The 17,052-nt window shown below is 67.4% G+C and carries 17 protein-coding genes; 10 read left to right on the forward strand and 7 right to left on the reverse strand.

The window, feature by feature from the left end; all coding sequences use genetic code 11:
* The first annotated feature begins 109 nt into the window (after positions 1 to 109).
* A complete protein-coding gene (locus tag QH195_RS17910; RefSeq protein ID WP_280436243.1) occupies positions 110 to 2,206 on the forward strand; it encodes a neutral/alkaline ceramidase in 2,097 nt (698 codons plus the stop codon).
* 55 nt (positions 2,207 to 2,261) lie between these two features.
* On the opposite strand, the gene QH195_RS17915 is transcribed toward QH195_RS17910, so the two are convergent.
* Positions 2,262 to 3,056, reverse strand: coding sequence for an SDR family NAD(P)-dependent oxidoreductase (locus QH195_RS17915; protein WP_280436244.1), 795 nt, complete (start codon positions 3,054 to 3,056; stop codon positions 2,262 to 2,264).
* 98 nt (positions 3,057 to 3,154) lie between these two features.
* Complete coding sequence (locus QH195_RS17920; RefSeq protein ID WP_280425635.1) at positions 3,155 to 3,613, reverse strand: CBS domain-containing protein; 459 nt, start codon at positions 3,611 to 3,613, stop codon at positions 3,155 to 3,157.
* A 300-nt stretch (positions 3,614 to 3,913) separates the two neighbouring features.
* Between QH195_RS17920 and QH195_RS17925 the strand changes: the two genes are divergently transcribed.
* Entirely contained in the window at positions 3,914 to 5,092 is a 1,179-nt protein-coding gene (locus QH195_RS17925; RefSeq protein ID WP_280436245.1) for a macrolide family glycosyltransferase, read from the forward strand.
* Positions 5,093 to 5,125: 33 nt separating this feature from the next.
* Here the strand turns inward: QH195_RS17925 and QH195_RS17930 are convergent, their stop codons facing one another.
* On the reverse strand, positions 5,126 to 5,896 hold the full coding sequence (locus QH195_RS17930) for a dienelactone hydrolase family protein (RefSeq protein WP_280436246.1): 771 nt from the start codon (positions 5,894 to 5,896) through the stop codon (positions 5,126 to 5,128).
* A 517-nt stretch (positions 5,897 to 6,413) separates the two neighbouring features.
* Between QH195_RS17930 and QH195_RS17935 the strand changes: the two genes are divergently transcribed.
* The 4 genes from QH195_RS17935 (at position 6,414) to QH195_RS17950 (ending at position 9,317) form a co-directional block, all read left to right on the forward strand.
* Entirely contained in the window at positions 6,414 to 7,061 is a 648-nt protein-coding gene (locus QH195_RS17935) for a DUF4272 domain-containing protein (RefSeq protein ID WP_280436247.1), read from the forward strand.
* Positions 7,062 to 7,181: 120 nt separating this feature from the next.
* Complete coding sequence (locus tag QH195_RS17940) at positions 7,182 to 8,162, forward strand: GlxA family transcriptional regulator (protein ID WP_280436248.1); 981 nt, start codon at positions 7,182 to 7,184, stop codon at positions 8,160 to 8,162.
* Between the two features lie 106 nt (positions 8,163 to 8,268).
* The gene (locus tag QH195_RS17945; RefSeq protein ID WP_280436249.1) at positions 8,269 to 8,913 is read left to right on the forward strand and encodes an HD domain-containing protein; all 645 of its coding nucleotides are present in this window, start codon (positions 8,269 to 8,271) and stop codon (positions 8,911 to 8,913) included.
* Between the two features lie 68 nt (positions 8,914 to 8,981).
* Positions 8,982 to 9,317, forward strand: coding sequence for an antibiotic biosynthesis monooxygenase family protein (locus QH195_RS17950; RefSeq protein ID WP_280436250.1), 336 nt, complete (start codon positions 8,982 to 8,984; stop codon positions 9,315 to 9,317).
* A 65-nt stretch (positions 9,318 to 9,382) separates the two neighbouring features.
* Here the strand turns inward: QH195_RS17950 and QH195_RS17955 are convergent, their stop codons facing one another.
* Positions 9,383 to 10,798 (reverse strand): carboxylesterase/lipase family protein, encoded by a 1,416-nt coding sequence (locus QH195_RS17955; protein ID WP_280436251.1) that lies wholly within the window; start codon positions 10,796 to 10,798, stop codon positions 9,383 to 9,385.
* A 61-nt stretch (positions 10,799 to 10,859) separates the two neighbouring features.
* Positions 10,860 to 11,762: an MBL fold metallo-hydrolase gene (locus tag QH195_RS17960; RefSeq protein ID WP_280436252.1), complete on the reverse strand. Its 903-nt coding sequence runs from the start codon at positions 11,760 to 11,762 to the stop codon at positions 10,860 to 10,862.
* 128 nt (positions 11,763 to 11,890) lie between these two features.
* Here QH195_RS17960 and QH195_RS17965 point away from each other — a divergent pair, with 128 nt between their 5' ends.
* Positions 11,891 to 12,775, forward strand: coding sequence for a helix-turn-helix transcriptional regulator (locus QH195_RS17965; protein ID WP_280425626.1), 885 nt, complete (start codon positions 11,891 to 11,893; stop codon positions 12,773 to 12,775).
* 115 nt (positions 12,776 to 12,890) lie between these two features.
* Here the strand turns inward: QH195_RS17965 and QH195_RS17970 are convergent, their stop codons facing one another.
* On the reverse strand, positions 12,891 to 13,694 hold the full coding sequence (locus QH195_RS17970) for an SDR family NAD(P)-dependent oxidoreductase (protein ID WP_280436253.1): 804 nt from the start codon (positions 13,692 to 13,694) through the stop codon (positions 12,891 to 12,893).
* 16 nt (positions 13,695 to 13,710) lie between these two features.
* Positions 13,711 to 14,433 carry an SDR family NAD(P)-dependent oxidoreductase gene (locus tag QH195_RS17975; protein ID WP_280425624.1) on the reverse strand — a complete coding sequence of 241 codons (723 nt, stop codon included), beginning with the start codon at positions 14,431 to 14,433 and terminating at the stop codon, positions 13,711 to 13,713.
* A 157-nt stretch (positions 14,434 to 14,590) separates the two neighbouring features.
* On the opposite strand from QH195_RS17975, the gene QH195_RS17980 reads away from it, so the two are divergent.
* The 3 genes from QH195_RS17980 to QH195_RS17990 all read left to right on the forward strand — a co-directional run bounded on the left by QH195_RS17980 (position 14,591) and on the right by QH195_RS17990 (position 17,052).
* Positions 14,591 to 15,604, forward strand: a complete 1,014-nt coding sequence (locus QH195_RS17980; RefSeq protein ID WP_280436254.1) for a sigma-70 family RNA polymerase sigma factor — start codon at positions 14,591 to 14,593, stop codon at positions 15,602 to 15,604.
* An 84-nt stretch (positions 15,605 to 15,688) separates the two neighbouring features.
* Positions 15,689 to 15,898, forward strand: coding sequence for an AraC family transcriptional regulator (locus QH195_RS17985; RefSeq protein WP_280436255.1), 210 nt, complete (start codon positions 15,689 to 15,691; stop codon positions 15,896 to 15,898).
* A gap of 260 nt (positions 15,899 to 16,158) precedes the next feature.
* The gene (locus tag QH195_RS17990) at positions 16,159 to 17,052 is read left to right on the forward strand and encodes an SDR family NAD(P)-dependent oxidoreductase (RefSeq protein WP_280425621.1); all 894 of its coding nucleotides are present in this window, start codon (positions 16,159 to 16,161) and stop codon (positions 17,050 to 17,052) included.

The following is a 17,052-nucleotide window of genomic DNA, read 5'->3' on the forward strand; positions in this document are numbered from 1 at the left end:
AACCACTCTCGCACTTCTCGGAGCACCTCGAACTGAACGATTGACCAATCATATCTGGACGAACGTTCAACAGTGTGGTTCGCTGCCATTCGACACGAAAGGAACCGCGATGGCAGCGACTCCCGAATCCCGCACCGCCACCAGCCGGTCCGGCGACCGGCCCGCGGCGCTTCCGCGCCGGACCGTGCTGGCCGGCGCTGCGGCAGGGACCGTCGCCCTCGGCTCGGCCGGCACGTTCGGCCCCGCCACGCTCGCGGCAGCGGCACCGGAGTCCGGCGGATACCTGGTCGGAATGGGGATTTCCGATATCACCGGACCCGCCGCCGAATGCGGGATGATGGGGTACTCGCAGCAGGACCAGACCACCGCCGGAATCCATTTGCGACCGCGTGCCCGCGCGTTCGTCATCGCCGCCGGTACCGAACGGGTGGTGTTCGCGGTCGCGGAGAACGCGATGATCTTCCAATCGGTGCACCGAGGTGTGCTCGCCGAACTGGCGCGGCGGTTCGGCGATCTCTACACCGAGCGCAATGTGCTGCTCACCTCGACGCATTCACATGCCGTCTGCGGCGGCGCAAGCCACGACTACGCCTACAACCTGTCGATTCTGGGATTCCAGCAGCAGGTTTATGATGCCGAGGTCGGCGGCCTGGTCGAGGCCATCGCCGCGGCACATGCCGACCTGGCGCCCGGCACGCTGGCCCTGGGCCGCTCCGAACTGCACGACGCGAGCGTGAACCGTTCCCGGATCGCCTTCGATCGCAACCCCGCCGCCGACAAGGCCTACTTCCCCGCAGCGATCGATCCGGCCGTCACCGCCCTGTCGATCGGCCGGGCGGGCCGGCCGGCGGGTGCGATCACCTGGTTCGCCACCCACAACACGTCGATGACCAACAAGAACCGGCTGATCAGTTCGGACAACAAGGGTTACGCGGCGTTCACCTGCGAACACACCGAGCACGGCGTCCGCTACCTCGACGCGGGCCCACCCGATTTCGTCGCCGCCTTCGCGCAGACCAATGCCGGTGACATGTCGCCGAACCTGAACCTGCGACCGGGTTCCGGGCCCACCGACGACGAATTCGACAACACGCGCATCATCGGCGAACGGCAATACCATGCCTCCCGCGCGGCACTGGCCGTGGCCCGCCCGCTGACGGGTCCGGTCGGATCGGTGTTCTGTTATATCGATCTCGCCGATATCACCGTGGACGGCCGGTACACCCCGGACGGCACGACCCGCCGCACGGCGCCCGCCGCCGCCGGCGTCTCGCTGCTGGCGGGCAGTGTCGAAGACGGCCCCGGGCTGCCCGGCGGGCCGATCCCCGAGGGGGTCCGCAATCCGTTCGCCGCCGCACTGGGCGATCCGCACCGCTCCGCGCCCGGCTGGCTCGCCGATGCTCAGGCCCCCAAGGCGATTGCAGTGCCGTTCAGTCTGCTGCCGCCGGCGCCGTGGGTGCCGAATATCGTGCCGATCCAGCTCGTGCGGATCGGGGATCTGTATCTGGCCGCGGCCGGGGGCGAATTCACCATCGTCGCGGGCCTGCGGGTGCGCCGGGCTGTGGCGGCGGCACTCGGGGTGGATATCGGGCAGGTCCTGCTCCAGGGCTACGCCAACGCGTACCACGAATACGTCACGACCCCCGAGGAATACGACGCCCAGCAGTACGAAGGCGCGTCGACACTGTTCGGTCGCTATACCCTGCCCGCCTACCAGCAGGAGTTCACCCGTCTGGCCGCGGCACTCGCCGCCGGAACGACCGTCGCGCGCGGTCCGGCCCCGCGCGATATCTCGCATCTGCAACCGAATTTCGTTCCCGCACCCGGCCCGGACACCGCACCGCCCGGTTCCGATTTCGGAGCGACCCTCACCCAACCGGCACCCTCGTACCCGCCGGGCACGCGGGCGACCGTGGAGTTCGTCTCCGCCCACCCCAAGCACAATCCACGCCGCAACGACACTTTCCTCGAAGTCCAGCGGCTCATCGGCGACCGCTGGACCCGGATCGCCAACGAGGGCGAATGGAATGTGCGCTTCCACTGGAGCAAACGGGCACCCGCGACCTCCGTCGCGACCTTCACCTGGGATATCCCCGCCGGCACCCCGGCCGGGCGGCACCGTTTCGTCCACCGGGCCGACCGTCTCGCCCCCGACGGGACACTGCATCCGATCACCGGCATCAGCAACGAATTCGAGATCGGCTGACCGCCGGGCGCCGGTCGGTCACTCGTGAAATTCGGCAGGCCGGCGCACGGAACCGTCAGGGCAGAATCGAATCGATGTAGCCCCCGTCCACACGGACCGCACCACCCGTGGTCGCCGCGGCGAACTGCGAGCTCAGGTAGACCACCATATTCCCGATCTCCGCCGGCTCGATCAGCCGCTGGAGCAACGAATACGGGCGGTGTTCCAGCATGAACCGATGCTGGGCCTCGTCCCACGGCAGGTCCTCGCCCACCATATCGCCGACGAATTCCTCGACGCCCGGGGTGTGGGTGGGTCCGGCCATGACGGAATTGACGGTGACACCGGTCCCCGCGGCGGCTTTCGCGTATCCGCGGGTGACGGCGAGCAACGCGGTCTTCGTTGTCCCGTAGTGCACCATTTCCAGTGGGGTGACGACCGCCGAATCACTTGCGATATTCATGACCCGCCCGAATCCGCGTTCCATCATTCCCGGGAGATACATCCGGATGAGCCGCACCGCCGAGAGGACATTGACCTCGAAATACCGCCGCCACTCGTCGTCGTCGATTTCGAATACCGGTTTCGCTTCGAAGATGCCCAGATTGTTGACCAGGATATCGAGCTCGCCCACGTCGGACCGGAGTTCTTCGGCGCCCGCCGCGGACGCCAGATCGGCGGCGACGGCGTGCACCGTTGCCCCCGGAACCTCGGCCAGCAGCGAATCGCGAGCCTGTTCCGTACGCTGCCGACTACGTCCGTTCACGATCACCGAGGCTCCGGCCCGGGCCAGCGCGGTGGCGATGGCCGAGCCGATGCCCTGGCTGGAACCGGTGACGAGTGCGCGACGTCCGGAGAGATCGATATGCATACGACCCATCGTGCCGCACCGCGGATACCCCACCGGGCGTGCCACGCGGGCGTACCCGGTGCGTCTACCCGCGGTCCGTTCTCCCGTGGGCAGACGGGTCAGCGATTGTTCACCATGTCACCGACCCGCGCGGGCAACTGCTGTTCGCACACCGCCTCCACGAATTCACCGGTCTGCGACTCCGAGACACCGTGGGCAATATCCGCCTCGGTGATGATCCCGACCAGCCGGCCGTGTTCGGTGACGGGCAGGCGGCGTATCTGGTATTTCTGCATCAACGCCAATATTTCCCCGAATTCCGTATCCGCTTCGACGCTGCGCAGTTCGTCGCCCTGCGCGAACTCCCCGGCGGTCGCCGTCGCGGGATTGCGCCCCAATGCCAGGCAGTTCACCACGATATCCCGGTCGGTGACGATTCCGACCGGATGTCCTTCCCCGTCGCAGATCGGCAGCGCTCCGATATCGCGCTGTCGCATCTGCTGTGCGGCGATGTCCATGGTGTCGCGCACACCGATGGTCACCACATCGGGGTGCATGAGCTCGCGTGCTGTGGTCATCGTGCTCTCCTTCCGCCGGGATACAACCTGCCGGGGGTTCCTCCTCGCCGTGCTCCGAATGCTTCCAACCCATGGTCCGCGCCGGTGTGATCGCTGTCCAGACTCGTCCGGGATCCGGCCGGACCGGGTGTGGTGGCCAGAACGCGAGGTGCCGATATCGGCACCTCGGAATCCGGTTGCCTAGCCGAGCGGATCCATGACACGATGCAAACGCAACATTTGTCGCAGTAGTGGCCGGACGCCCCGGCCGTTGTTCCACCGTCCACCACGGGCACCACCCCGGACCGACCGGAAAGAGCTATGCCCACGACTCGCCACCCCGCCCATATCGCGATGATCGGCATCCCGATCGTCAGCCACGTCCTACCGAGCCTCGAGGTGATCCGCGAACTGGTCCGCCGAGGCCATCGCGTGACCTACGCCAACGACCCCGTCGTCGCCGATCGGATCACCGCCACCGGCGCGGAGTTCGTCCCGTGCACCTCCGCGTTACCGGTCGCCGACAACAACTGGCCCGACGATCCGATAGCCGCGGCGAGCCTGTTCCTCGACGACGCCATCGCGGCGCTGCCCCAATTGCAGGCCATATACGACCGCGACCCGGCCGGCCTCTACCTCTACGACATCGGCGCCTACGCCGCGCGAGCGCTCGCCGAGAAGCAGGGGCGCCCGCTCATGCTCCTGTCCCCGACCTTCGTGGCCTGGGACGGATACGACGAAGACGTCGCCGCCCACCTGCGGCAGCTGCCCGGTGCGGGCGCGTACCAGGCGCGCTTCGCCCGATGGCTCGCCGAATGCGGAGCGACTACCACGGACGTCGACACCTTCTCCGGCCGTCCCGCCAGGACGGTGGCCCTCATTCCGCGCGCGATGCAACCGAACGCCGACCGCGTCGACGGCACTACGGTGACATTCACCGGTCCCTGCTTTCCGCCGGACGATTCCGGTAGCTGGACTCGTCCCGCCGCGGCCGAGAACGTGCTGCTGATCTCCTTGGGTTCGGCATACACCCGCCGGCCGGAGTTCTATCGGCAATGCCTGGCGGCGTTCGGTGGTCTGCCCGGCCGGCATGTCGTGTTACAGATCGGGAAGCACACCGACCCGCAGGAACTCGGCACCATCCCCGCGAATGTCGAGGTGCACTCCTGGGTTCCGCAGCGGGCAATCCTGGAGCAGGCCGACGCCTTCGTCACGCACGCCGGTATGGGCAGCTGTGCGGAAGGGCTGGCGGCCGGGGTGCCCATGATCGCCGTGCCGCAGGGCGCCGAACAGGCGGTCAACGCCGACCGCCTGGTGGAATTGGGAGTGGCTCGGCGCATCGATACCGCGGAAGCGACCGCCCGGACACTGCGCACAGCGCTGAGCGATCTCGTCGCCGACCCCGAGGTGAGTCGCCGGTCGGCTCGATTGCGGGCGCAGGCCCGCGCCGAGGGCGGCACCGGCCGGGCCGCCGACCTGATCGAGAACATGCTCGGGTGATCCGCCGCGGCGGACCGGCCGCCCGCCGCTCCCTCAGACCGGCACGGCGGGCAGAGTGCGATCGAACAAGGCCAGCAGTTCGCGGTAGTGCCGTTCGGCGGCCGCGGGATCGTAGGCGGAGGTATCGGCCTGGGTGAAGCCGTGCTTGGCTCCCTCGTACACCTCGGTGCGGTACGGGACCCCGGCGGCGGCCAATGCCTCGTCGAATCGGGCGATATGTTCCGGAGTCATATGGTCGTCCGCACCTGCATGCGCGAAATACAGCTCCGCGGCCATATTTCCGACCGTCAGATGCGGGCTGTCCGGGGTGTCGGTGACGAGCGGTCCACCGTGGAATCCGGCCACCGCCGCGACCCGGTCGGGGAACATGGCGGCAACCAGTACCGCGAGCCGCGCACCCATGCAGTAACCGGTGACGCCCACCTTCCCCGCGGTGACCTGCGGCGCTGCCGCCAGCCAATCGAGATAGGCGGCGGCATCGGATCGCAGGCGGTCCGGCGTGAGCTCGCGGATCATCGGGAAGACCCGCTGGAAGATCTCCGGCCGCTCGACCGGATCGATGAAGTCCGGCAGTTCGATCACCGGCGCACGGCCGTGCCGGTAATAGGCGTTCGGAACCAGGACCGTGTAGCCGCCGGCGGCGATACGATCGGCCAGCGACCGCAAACCGGGGCGCAAGCCGAAACCGTCCTGGATCACCAGCACTCCCGGATGGGGAGCATCGTCGTCGGGGTAGGCGACATACGCGTCGGCGACACCATCGGGTGTGCGCACGTCGACCTGCATTCCATGTATTGCAACCATCGGTGAATCCTTCTGTCGTCATTGATGTTCTGCGATCAACACGACGAAGGCGGGGCCCGGGAAGTACAGCGGAATCCTCGGCAGCACAGCGGGCCCGTACCGGCCCGCCCGGCGCTCAGCAGAGCACCGGGTAACCCATCCGTGTGTGGCGCAACGCCGTCCCGGTATTCATCACCACAGACTCTAGCCGTCCGCGGCGGCGACCCCGGTCGCCACCCCTCGGCCCGGCTCGGCCCGAACGGACTACCTCCCCGACCGCGCCGGCTGTCGCTGTGACTCGACCCGCGATATTCCCGCGGCGACGTGGGCTGTCGACCGGAACGCAGGGCACGCAACACTTGACCCTCCGCAAGGACGAGAGGTGAACAGTGCGGTATTCCCTTGGGCGAGAATAGCTTCCGAGAGGCATCGGGGAAGCTCGTCGTGTGTGGCGCACCCCGGCGGCAACGAAGACGGGCTCGCCCGTTCCTCGCCGGACCGCGCGCCCGCCGATAGGAACGCAACGGAAAGGCGTGCAATGAGCGCATCTACGATCACTCGGTTGCAGCAGCATGGATTGGACGTGATATCCCTCGCCGCGATCGAGGAGATTTTCCCGATCGGATTTCGCCATCCCACCGAGGTGGCCGAACGGGCGATCGCTCTGCATGCACTGCTCGGTGTCATTTTCCACCCGAACCCCCGGGAAGTATCGGAATGGATCAGGGCGGAGGATTTCTACCAGGAGTTGACCGAACGAGAAAAGTGGGCTTTCTCGATCACCGAGTTGGCCGACGAAGAGATGCAGTGGCGGCAGGCTGCGCTGCAATCGAATCTGCTGACCTGGCGGGCCGAGTCCCTGTATGTCCTGCTGTGGGCGTCGGGAAGGATTCCGAACCTGCTCGAACCCGATGAGCGGATGGACGGCTCGATGGTCGTGGACCACTTGCCGGCATTGGGTGAACCCCTGCAACCGTTCATCCGGGAGTTCACCCTGCGCCCGCGGGAAGAGATCCTCGCGGAACTGCACTATTACTTCTTTCTGGATGATTTCGAAGAAGAAATATTCGAGCATTGCGCGGAAACTGCCGGCGACTGGGAACCCATGCTGGTGGCAGAACGGCTCCATGCACTGCAGTGGATCGCCTCGGCCGACCGGCCGGAATGGGATGGCGCCGAAGAATGACAGCAGGCGTCTGATCGCCCGCCGCTCCGATCTCCATCGATGGCCGGGTCGGCCGCACATGGCGCAATCTGTGGGGTGTATGTCGTTGACGCCATCCGCGGCACGGCGGAAGGTGGGGATGTGCAGCAACGCCGTGTCGTATTCGTCGTCTTCGACGATTTCCAAGCGCTCGATCTGGTGGGCCCCTACGAGGTTTTCCAGGGTGCCGGCGAGTACGACTGCAAGGTCGTGGCCTCTCGTTCCGGCTGCACCCGATCCGACAGCGGTTTACCGATAGGGGTGGACTGCGGGGTGGACGCGGTGGACCCGGCCACCGTGGACACGCTCATCGTGGTCGGCGGACCTGGAGTCGAGCCCGCCTGTGACGATGCCCGTCTGATGCAATGGGTCCGGAACGCCGCGGGGGCCCGGCGCGTGGCCTCGGTATGCACCGGGGCGTTCCTGCTCGCCGCGGCGGGCGTGCTGGACGGGAAACGAGTCACCACGCATTGGGCGTTCACCGACCGACTCGCCCGCGAGTATCCCCGGGTCGGTGTCGACCGGGACCCGATATTCGTGCACGACGGAAACATCTGGTCTTCCGCGGGTGTGACCGCCGGAATGGATCTCGCTCTGGCCCTCGTGGAGGACGATCTCGGCCGCCGGGTCGCCCTCGAACTGGCGCGCTACCTGGTGCTGTTCCTGCGCCGGCCCGGCGGGCAGACCCAGTTCAGCACAGCACTGTGGCGACCACAGCCCGCCACCGACCCGGTGCGGGCGGCGGTGACGGCCATCCACGGCGAACCGGGCGCCCGGCACAGTATCGACGAACTCGCGGCACGGTCCGGGTTGAGTCCTCGTCACTTCCAGCGCCGCTTCACGGCCGAACTCGGTGTCGGCCCCGCGACCTACGTGGAACAGGTCCGGATCGAAGCGGCCCAAACCGCACTCGTCGACGGCACGCCGGTCGACGTCGTCGCCCGGCGCTGCGGTTTCGGCACCGCCGAATCATTGCGCCGCGCCTTTCATCGCCGGCTCGGGATCTCCCCCTCGGACTACCGGGACCGATTCCGTTCCACCTCGGCCACCGCCGTCACGGCGCAATCCGCTACCTCTGTCTGACCGGAACCGTCCTTTCCCGACGATATCGGCCGGTACCGGCAACCGGCCGTCCGCTGTCGTGCGATAACGCCTGTCCTCCGCTTTCCTCTCGCCCCAAGGAGTTCCCATGTCCCTGGACCTACCGGCCTCCCCGCTGGCGCTCGCGGCCCGAACCGTGATCGACACCGAGCTGACCCCGGCCCTGCGCAATCACAGCATCCGATCGTTCCTGTTCGCCCGGGCCGCGGCCGCCGACCGCGGCCTCCGGGCGGGCGCGGACTACGACGAGGAAATCGTGTACCTCATCTGTGCCCTGCACGATATCGGTCTGGCCGAGGTAGCCAACGGTGACCAGCGATTCGAGGTCGACGGCGCCGACTACGCCGCCGAATTCCTGGAGTCCCGGGGCGTGACCGACGAGCGAGTCGACATCATCTGGGACGCCATCGCGGCCCACACCACCGGCCTCAGCAGCTCCCCCGTCTACCGGCGCCGCCGGCCTGCCGCCATCTGGGTCGCCGTCGACGGAATCGCCATAGATATCGGCGGCAGCGCCGATATGCTCCCCGCAGGTTACGCCGACCGGGTACATACGGACTATCCACGACTCGGCGGGATTCGTGCGCTGACGCACCTCGTCGAAGTACAGGCCGTAGCGAATCCCGCAAAGGCGCAACCGGGTTCGCTGCCCGGTGAGATCGTCCGGCTCACGCACCCCGAACTGGTACCCACCTGGCAGGACATCATCGCCGCCGCCGGCTGGGGGGACTAGCCGCGCCCGGAGTACGAACCTACTCTCCCCCGTTCCATCGAACTGTTCCGAACAGTCAGGAGTCCGCCATGACCGATTCCGGTGTCACATTCATCAATGTCATCGAATTGCCTGCCGAAGCAGTCGACGATTTCCTCGTGCAATGGCACGAACGTGTCGCCCGTATGCGGTCCGCACCCGGGTTCCGCGATGTCCGCCTGCACCGCGCACTCCTGCCGGATTCCCGTTTCCAGCTGGTCGATATCGCGCATTGGGATACCGCCGAAGACTGCCGCGCCGCCGGCGCCGACCCTGTGGTCACGGCCTCGGTGGCCGAAGCCGAGAAGACCGCCACCGCCCACCCCGGGCTCTATCGGGTCGTCGCCGAGATCGACTCGAGCACCGCTCGGCGAGAACCGCTGTGAGCCGATCACCCGCGTCGTCACGGCGGCCGACTCAGGTGGATCTCCGGCAACTGCCGGCGGCCACGCTACTCGGCAAAGTAGTGCATTTCCGATGGGCGCCAGCCAGGGTCGCCGGTATGCGCGAAATCCACCCAGGCCCGGTGCATCTGCACGGCGAGCGCGGTGGGAGGTTCGGCCGGGCCGAGCAGACCACGTGCGCCGCGTAGCGCGGGCAGGTCCAGGCAATCGAATACGAAAGGGAGCTCCACAGTGTGGGCGGCCCCCAGCTGCCCGTCCGAGGCGGTGGATTGCCAGGCGAATTCATAGGTGTAGGTTGATCCCCGGCCCTGGCGGGTATGAGCTTCGGCGAGACGTCGGCTCCCGGTACCGAAAAGGGCGTCGCCGAGGACAGCCGAACGCAGTTCCGCGCCGTTCGCCGACGGGCGCAACGCCCGATAGCTCGCTATCAGCGCGGCGGGGTCGGCGCTCACTTGCGCGGCGAGGTGATGGAGGTCTGCCTCGGACGACCGAGCCGATTTCCCTTCCGGCGCAATATAGAGATTGCCCTCCTCGGTGTTCGTGCCGATGATCAGCGTCACGTCCGCCGAAGCACCGGTTGCCACCGTATCCGCCGGCTGAGTCTCCAGTACGAGGCTGAAGGGGCTCAGTCCGACGAGGGGATCGAACCGCGTGCCAGAACGTAGATCCAGGCCTGTGAGTTTCGGCACGAGATCGACGAGTTCGTCATCGGGGACCTCGGCGAAGCACGCGCACGTCGGCTCTGTTCCGAGGGCGGCGGCCGCCGCCTGCGTCACCTTCGCGGCCTGGTCGGGTGAAAACGCACCCAGACCACTACCACTCTGCAGGATGGCCCGGTGGAACAGGCCCGCCGCCTCGGGAGTCGCCAGGACTCCCGCGACGATCGTCGCACCCGCGGACTGACCGAACAGTGTGACGTTGCCCGGGTCGCCCCCGAACGCTTCGATATTTTCTCGCACCCAGCGCAGTGCGGCGACGATATCGAGCAGTCCGCGGTTGGCCGGAGCGCCGGGCAGATCGAGAAAACCGGTGACACCCAGCCGATAGTTGACGGTCACCAGTACGACTCCGTCGCGGGCAAAGGCAGTGCCGTCGTAGAGCGGGGCGCGGGTGGAGCCGCTGACGAATCCGCCGCCGTGCACGAACACCATCACGGGGCGGCGGCGGGCGGCGGGCGGTGCCCATACGCTGACCGTCAGATAGTCGGCACCGGGAACCCATCCAGGTCCGAAATAGGGTGACATATCGAGGTTGCCGAAGCCGCCGCGCCGCGCTTGGGGCGCGGTCGGCCCCGGTTGGGTCGCGTCGCGGATACCGCGCCACGGTGTGTGCGGCGCGGGTTCGGCGAACCGCGCGGAACCGGTCGGCGCGGCGGCATACGGAATGCCGAGGAATACGCGGGCGACACTGCCGGAGCGGCCGCGGACCGCTCCGGCAGTGGTGGTGACGACGGTGTCGGACATCTGAGTTCTCCTGTCGAGCGAGAAGGTTGCGTAAACGGCTGCCCCCATGGGCTTTTCCGGATCAGAGGCGCGGGAACGGTGCCCACTTCGCGATGTCGAACCGGTCGCCGTTCCGGACGATTTCGGCTCCGCCGTGCCCACCGAGATGGGCGGGGAATACGAGAGTCCGGGTGTCGGCGGCCTTGCCGAGCAGTCGCCGGCGGGTAGCCCTGGCCTGTGCCTGGTCCTCACAAAAGCAGCTGTTCGTATGCGGCTCGACGAACTGCAGAGCGGTATGCAGCAGGTCGCCGACGAACAGCGCACGGTCGGTACCCGATTCCAGGGTGAGCACCGAGGATCCGGGAGTATGCCCCGGCGCGAGGTCCAGCCGCAGGTTGGCGTCGATTCGGTAACTGTCGTCCCACAGCAGGGTGCGGCCGGCCCGGTGTACCGGGGCGACGCTGTCCTCGAAGACATTCTGGTTGCCCCGGCCCAGTTTCGGCCGGTGACCGTTGGCCGGGTTCCAGAAGTCGAAATCGCGGCGGGGCATGAGATAGGTGGCGTTGGGGAAGGTCGGTACCCAATCGCGGTCCTGGAGATAAGTGTTCCAACCCACGTGGTCGACGTGCAGATGGGTGTTGATCACCAGGTCCACATCGTCGGGTCGTACTCCGGCGGCCGCCAGGTTGCCGAGGAAATCGGTGTTCAGATGGCTCCAGACCGGGGAGTACGGCCGTTCCTTGTGGTTTCCCACGCCGGTATCGATCAGGATCGTTCTGCCTTCGCTGCGCAGCAGCCAGGTCTGGATTGCCGAAACGCAATGGTTGGTCTCGGGATCGAGGAAATCCGGGGCGAGCCAGGGCGCATGCTCCGCCCATGCCCCCGCGGGACTGTCGGGAAAGAAGGTCTCCGGTGACATCTCGACCGAACCGAAGTACTCCATGACCCGGGTGATCGTGACGTCACCCAATACGATGTCGTGCATATTCCGCTCCCGTTGCCGGCTACTGACTGTCTCAGCGTGCGATCACCGCGGCCGGGCGCACCAGACCCGCTTCTGCCTATCCCCCGCAGGGACAGGCACACCTGCCGAGCGCAGTGGACACTGGTCATATGAGTGATTCCGGCCGGTTGGGTGAATTTCTGCGGGCGCGGCGGGCGCGGCTGCGGCCGTCGGACGTCGGCCTGCCGGAGTTCTCCGAACGGCGACGGGTGACCGGGTTGCGCCGGGAGGAACTGGCACAATTGGCGGGGGTCAGCGCGTCGTACTACACCCGGCTGGAACAGGGTCAGTCACGCCGTGCCTCCGATTCCGTCCTCGACGCGCTTGCCGATGCGTTACAGCTCGACGCGCACGAGCGCGCGCATCTGCACCGGCTCGCCGCGCAACCCCGGCAACCCCGGCGCAGGCCACCGCCCGAACAGCTCCACCCCATGACGGGCGATCTACTGCGGGCGCTGCCGGACGTGCCGGCGCTGGTACTCGGTCGCCGAACCGACATCCTGGCCTGGAATCGGCTGGGCCACGCGCTGCTCGCCGGGCATATCGATTCCACCGCGCCGGATCGCGCCGCGGACCGGCCGAATCAGGCCCGGATGCTGTTCCTCGACCCACATACCCGCGAACTGTATGTGGACTGGCGGCGAAAGGCCCGCGCAGTCGTCGGTCAGCTACGCCTCGTCGCCGGACGTCATCCCGACGACGCGCAGCTCGCCGCCCTCATCGGGGAACTGTCGATGAAGAGCCGGGAGTTCGTAGAACTCTGGAGCGACCACCGGGTCAAACCGTGTGAGGCGGACGGCTACGATCTGCGGCATCCACTGGTGGGCACGCTCACCGTCACCCAGCAGGTCCTCACCCCGGCGCGCTCGCCGGAGCAGTCCCTGGTGATCGTCACCACCTCCGCGGGATCCGGCGCAGCGGACAGTCTCGAGCTGCTGGCCCGCTCCGTGAACGCATCGGCCACTGCCCCCGACCGCATCGCTGTACACGAATAGCGAATGTCTCGGTCGGCGCTGATCGTCGAGACGACGGGTCGGCCGCGCGGCGACAGCGCTGGGGTTGCGCAGGCACGGGCTGCGGCTTTCGGTGTTCCGCTTCTTTCTGGTCGGGCTAGTCAGGAATGGCTCCGAGACTCATGTTGGCTATGGTCCCGGCGATGCCGCTTGCCCGATCCGAGGCGATGAACGCCACGACCTCGGCCATCTCCTGGAGAGTTGGCAGGCGCTTGCGGTGAGTTCGCTCCGCGACCATGTGCTGGAACTGCTCGCGGGTGATGCCATGCGCCTCGGCATGAATGCCGAAGACCTCTTCGATCGTGCCGCTGTCGGGCATGCCCTGCGTCCGGACGCCCGCCACGCGGACGCCGTGCGGCGCAAACTCGACCGAGAGGTCCCTGATCAGTGCCTCCTCGGCCGCCATGGCCACGGCCACACCGCCCATAAGGGGATTGGCGATGCGCGAGGGGATCGAGGTCACCGTCATGATCACGCCCGAGCCTTTGGCCGTCATGTGCCGGCCGGCAAGGCGCGCGGTCAGGAAGTTGGCGCGCACGTGCTCGGTGATGGGCCGCATGAAGTCCTCGACCGCGAGATCGGCGAGCGGTACGCCCTGCAGCGTGGTGTTGCGCAGCCCGACGGCGTTGAACGAGATGTCCACACCGCCCGCCTTCTCGATCACCGCGTCGAGGTGTTCTGCCACAGCCGTCTCGTCGAGAGCGTCGACCTGCGTCGCCTCGGCCGCGCCGCCTCCGGCGGCGATCTCCTCGGCCACTGTCTCCACCCTCGAGGCGGTACGTCCGGCGAGAAAGACCCGGGCCCCCTCGCGCGCGAACGTACGGGCGACGGCGTGGCCAACGGCGCCGCCGGCTCCGTAGATGACGGCGTTCTTGTTCTCGAGCAGCAAATTCGTGCTCATGTGTCCGCCCTTTCCGTTACGGGTTCTGTGCCGCGGAAATCAGCGCCGCGTTCTCGTGTTCGAGCGCCTTGACCGTGCCGCCGTTCCAGCCGTCGGCGAACGCCTGCGAGAAGGGGTCGGGGAAGATTTCGTCGTGCCCCTTCTCCACTCCGTCGAAGATGGCTCGGGCAACTGACGATGGTGAGGCCTTCGGGATCGGGAGATCGCGCACCATATCGGTGTCCACGGGGCCGGCCGGCACGGCGTGGACATGTACGCCCTGACCGGCGAGGGTGGCACGCAGGGACTGTGTCATGGAGAACGCGGCGGCCTTGGAGATCGAGTAGCCGGGACTGACCGGCAGTGCCGCCAACGCCGCCATCGACACCACGTTGACGATCGCGCCCCGCGACTCGATGAGCCGGGGCAGGAAGGCCTGTGTGACGCCGTACGGGCCGAAGAGGTTGACCGCGAGATACTGCTCCAGGGCGGCGCGATCAGCGAGGTCTTCGTAGCCGCCCAGGCCCGCATTGTTTACGAGGACATCGAGCGAAGCAACGGCCTCGCCGGCGGCCGCGATCTGTTCGGCGTCGGTCACGTCCAGGATCAGGGGCGTGACGCGCTCGTCGGGGTGAGTCAGGGGCTGCCGTGTGCCTGCGTAGACCCGTGTGGCGCCCCTGCTCAGGGCTTCGTCGACCAAAGCCCGTCCGAGGCCTCGGTTGGCTCCGGTCACCAGAACCGTTTTGTCCGCGAGAGTCATGTGTGCTCCTATCGGGCGAATATGAACCGTCGATGGTGCAGACCCTCCGACCCCGAGAGAATGGGCGGGCATGGAGCGCCCAGTTTGCGGCCCGGGCAGTGTCACCACACAGAGAAGACCGACAGCGGCGAGCCTGACCAGGTAGGGGTGATGACACGTGACCGTGAGCGACCTGATCGCAAGGGCGCGGGCCGGGGACGACGAGGCGTTCCGGCAGCTGACCGAGCCGCACCGCCGGGAGCTGCACCGACACTGCTATCGGATGCTCGGCTCGTTCCAGGACGCCGAGGACGTGCTCCAGGACACGCTGCTCGCGGCGTGGCGCGGTCTCGACCGGTTCCAAGGGCGTTCCTCGATCCGCACCTGGCTGTATCGGATCGCCACCAATCAATGTCTCAACGCGCTCCGCTCGGCCGCCCGGCGCCCGGTGAAGGAGTGGGATGTGCCCGAGATCGAACCCCCGGAGCCGACCCGGCGTGGCGAGGTGGTGTGGCTCGAGCCGTATCCCGACGCGCTCCTCGCTCCTGCGATCGCCATGCCGCTCGGCCCGGAAGCCCGCTATGAGCAGGCCGAGTCCATCTCGTTGGCTTTCATCACCGCGCTGCAGATCCTCCCCGCGCGCCAGCGCGCCGTGTTGATCCTGCGCGAGGTGCTCGGATACCCGGCAGCCGAGGTCGCGGATATGCTCGACGCGACGGTCGAATCGGTCAACAGCGCCCTCAAACGAGCACGCGCCACGCTGCAACGGCGACTCCCGTCGAGTACGGATGCCGATTCGCCGCCCGCGCCCGCCTCACCCGCCGAACAGGCACTCGTAGCGAGGTTCGCCCGGGCCTACGAATCCGGTGATATAGGTGCCTTGGTCGCCCTACTCACCGACGACGTTCACATCTCCATGCCGCCTATGCCGCTCGAATATGTCGGCCGCGACGCCGTCGCCGGCTTCTACGCCGCGCTCATGACCGCCGACCGGACGTACCACATGGTGCCGACGCGGGCCAACGGCCAACCGGCATTCGGGACCTATTTGCGCTCGGCAACCGACGGTATCCGGCGCGGTACCGGACTTCTCGTCCTCACGCTTGCCGGCGAAGGGATCAGTGCCGTGACCCGTTTCGACAACAGCGTATTCCCGCGGTTCGGGCTCCCCCGAGCCCTTCCCCACCGCTGATTTCTGCCAACAGCCGCCTCCCACGAACCCCGCGCCACTGCTCCTCACGCCCCGATCAGCATTCTGCGCAGCCATGCTGTGCGTGTGCGTCAGCTCGGGCCGGCCGAGAGCGGCCTGGACACCATCGGCCGGGAGGTGCGCTGGATTCGGGAGCGCTACCAGCCGTTTCGTGTCGACGACCTGGCCCATCGTGTCGGCTACGACGGCCCCTCACAGTTCAGCCGGGAGTACCGTCGTCTGTTCGGCACCACTCCCAGTCGCGCGGCCGTGTTACCGCAATCGATCAGCGAGTGATCGGCGCGGATCTCCGTGGCGACCAGCGCTGGATCCTGTTCGGCCATGAACTGACCTGCATCGACCGTGCGGTGCCGCAGATCCGGGGGCTCAGGCTTGCTCAATCGTCGTGTCGTTGGAGCGACCGGCCCGGCAACTGGAGTCGCTGACGCCCATAATCCGCCATTGACAAATGGCACATTCATGAATGATTCTTACACGTATGAACAGGTCGACGAAGACCTCACCGCCGGTGTCCACGCCACGGAAGGTGGGCTGACATGCTGGGACTCGATTTCTTCCGGCCGTTCGGCCCGCCCCCGCGCAGCCGCGGCGCCAGGGCCGTGGTCACCGGCGCCGGCAGCGGTATCGGCCGGGCGTTCGCCCATGAACTGGCCGCTCGTGGCGGCCGGATCGTCTGCGCCGATATCGACGAGGAGCGCGCGGCCGAAACGGTGGCCTCGATCGGACGGGCGTATCCAGGCGTCGCGTACCCGTTCCGCTGCGATGTCGCGAAACGCGACGATGTCGAGGTGCTGGCTCGCTATGCGGAATCCGTTTTCGACGGGCCCGCGACCATGGTGATCAACAATGCCGGGGTCGGGTCGGGTGGACTGCCCGTCGGCGAGATCGGCTTCGCCGAATGGGAGCGCACCCTGGGCATCAACCTGTGGGGTGTGATCCACGGATGCGAAATCTTCGCGCCGCGGCTGCGGGAGGCCGGCCACGGCGGAATCATCAATGTCGCCTCGGCCGCCGCGTTCGGCACCGCACCGCGGATGGCCGCGTACAACACCGGTAAAGCCGGGGTGCTCGCGCTCTCGGAGACGTTGGCCGCGGAATTCGGCGGTACCGATATCGCGGTGACCGTGCTGTGCCCGACCTTCGTCCGCACGAATATCGCGCGCGACGCCCCGGTCCCCGCGGGGCCGCGCGAACTCGCCGACACCCTCATGCGCTGGACGGGCTTCTCCCCGGAGAATATCGCCCGCACCACCCTCGACGCACACGACCGCGGCCGGTTACACGTCGTCCCCCAGCCCGACGCACAGCTCCTCTGGTTGCTGAAACGGCTGTTCCCCGGCCAGTACACCGCCGTGGCCGGACTGCTCGCGCGACTGCTGCCCGACGAGGAAGCGGCAGCGTCCACCACCCCGGAAAGAACAGGAGTCTGA

It is taken from the genome of Nocardia carnea, assembly GCF_029868855.1.
Lineage (GTDB): Bacteria > Actinomycetota > Actinomycetes > Mycobacteriales > Mycobacteriaceae > Nocardia > Nocardia carnea_A.

What these genes read in the sequence shown, in the direction of transcription:
- QH195_RS17910 (WP_280436243.1), top strand. Translation starts at nt 110, where the DNA reads ATGGCAGCGACTCCCGAATCCCGCACCGCCACCAGCCGGTCCGGCGAC.
- QH195_RS17915 (WP_280436244.1), bottom strand. Translation starts at nt 3,056, where the DNA reads ATGCATATCGATCTCTCCGGACGTCGCGCACTCGTCACCGGTTCCAGC.
- QH195_RS17920 (WP_280425635.1), bottom strand. Translation starts at nt 3,613, where the DNA reads ATGACCACAGCACGCGAGCTCATGCACCCCGATGTGGTGACCATCGGT.
- QH195_RS17925 (WP_280436245.1), top strand. Translation starts at nt 3,914, where the DNA reads ATGCCCACGACTCGCCACCCCGCCCATATCGCGATGATCGGCATCCCG.
- QH195_RS17930 (WP_280436246.1), bottom strand. Translation starts at nt 5,896, where the DNA reads ATGGTTGCAATACATGGAATGCAGGTCGACGTGCGCACACCCGATGGT.
- QH195_RS17935 (WP_280436247.1), top strand. Translation starts at nt 6,414, where the DNA reads ATGAGCGCATCTACGATCACTCGGTTGCAGCAGCATGGATTGGACGTG.
- QH195_RS17945 (WP_280436249.1), top strand. Translation starts at nt 8,269, where the DNA reads ATGTCCCTGGACCTACCGGCCTCCCCGCTGGCGCTCGCGGCCCGAACC.
- QH195_RS17950 (WP_280436250.1), top strand. Translation starts at nt 8,982, where the DNA reads ATGACCGATTCCGGTGTCACATTCATCAATGTCATCGAATTGCCTGCC.
- QH195_RS17955 (WP_280436251.1), bottom strand. Translation starts at nt 10,798, where the DNA reads ATGTCCGACACCGTCGTCACCACCACTGCCGGAGCGGTCCGCGGCCGC.
- QH195_RS17960 (WP_280436252.1), bottom strand. Translation starts at nt 11,762, where the DNA reads ATGCACGACATCGTATTGGGTGACGTCACGATCACCCGGGTCATGGAG.
- QH195_RS17965 (WP_280425626.1), top strand. Translation starts at nt 11,891, where the DNA reads ATGAGTGATTCCGGCCGGTTGGGTGAATTTCTGCGGGCGCGGCGGGCG.
- QH195_RS17970 (WP_280436253.1), bottom strand. Translation starts at nt 13,694, where the DNA reads ATGAGCACGAATTTGCTGCTCGAGAACAAGAACGCCGTCATCTACGGA.
- QH195_RS17975 (WP_280425624.1), bottom strand. Translation starts at nt 14,433, where the DNA reads ATGACTCTCGCGGACAAAACGGTTCTGGTGACCGGAGCCAACCGAGGC.
- QH195_RS17990 (WP_280425621.1), top strand. Translation starts at nt 16,159, where the DNA reads ATGCTGGGACTCGATTTCTTCCGGCCGTTCGGCCCGCCCCCGCGCAGC.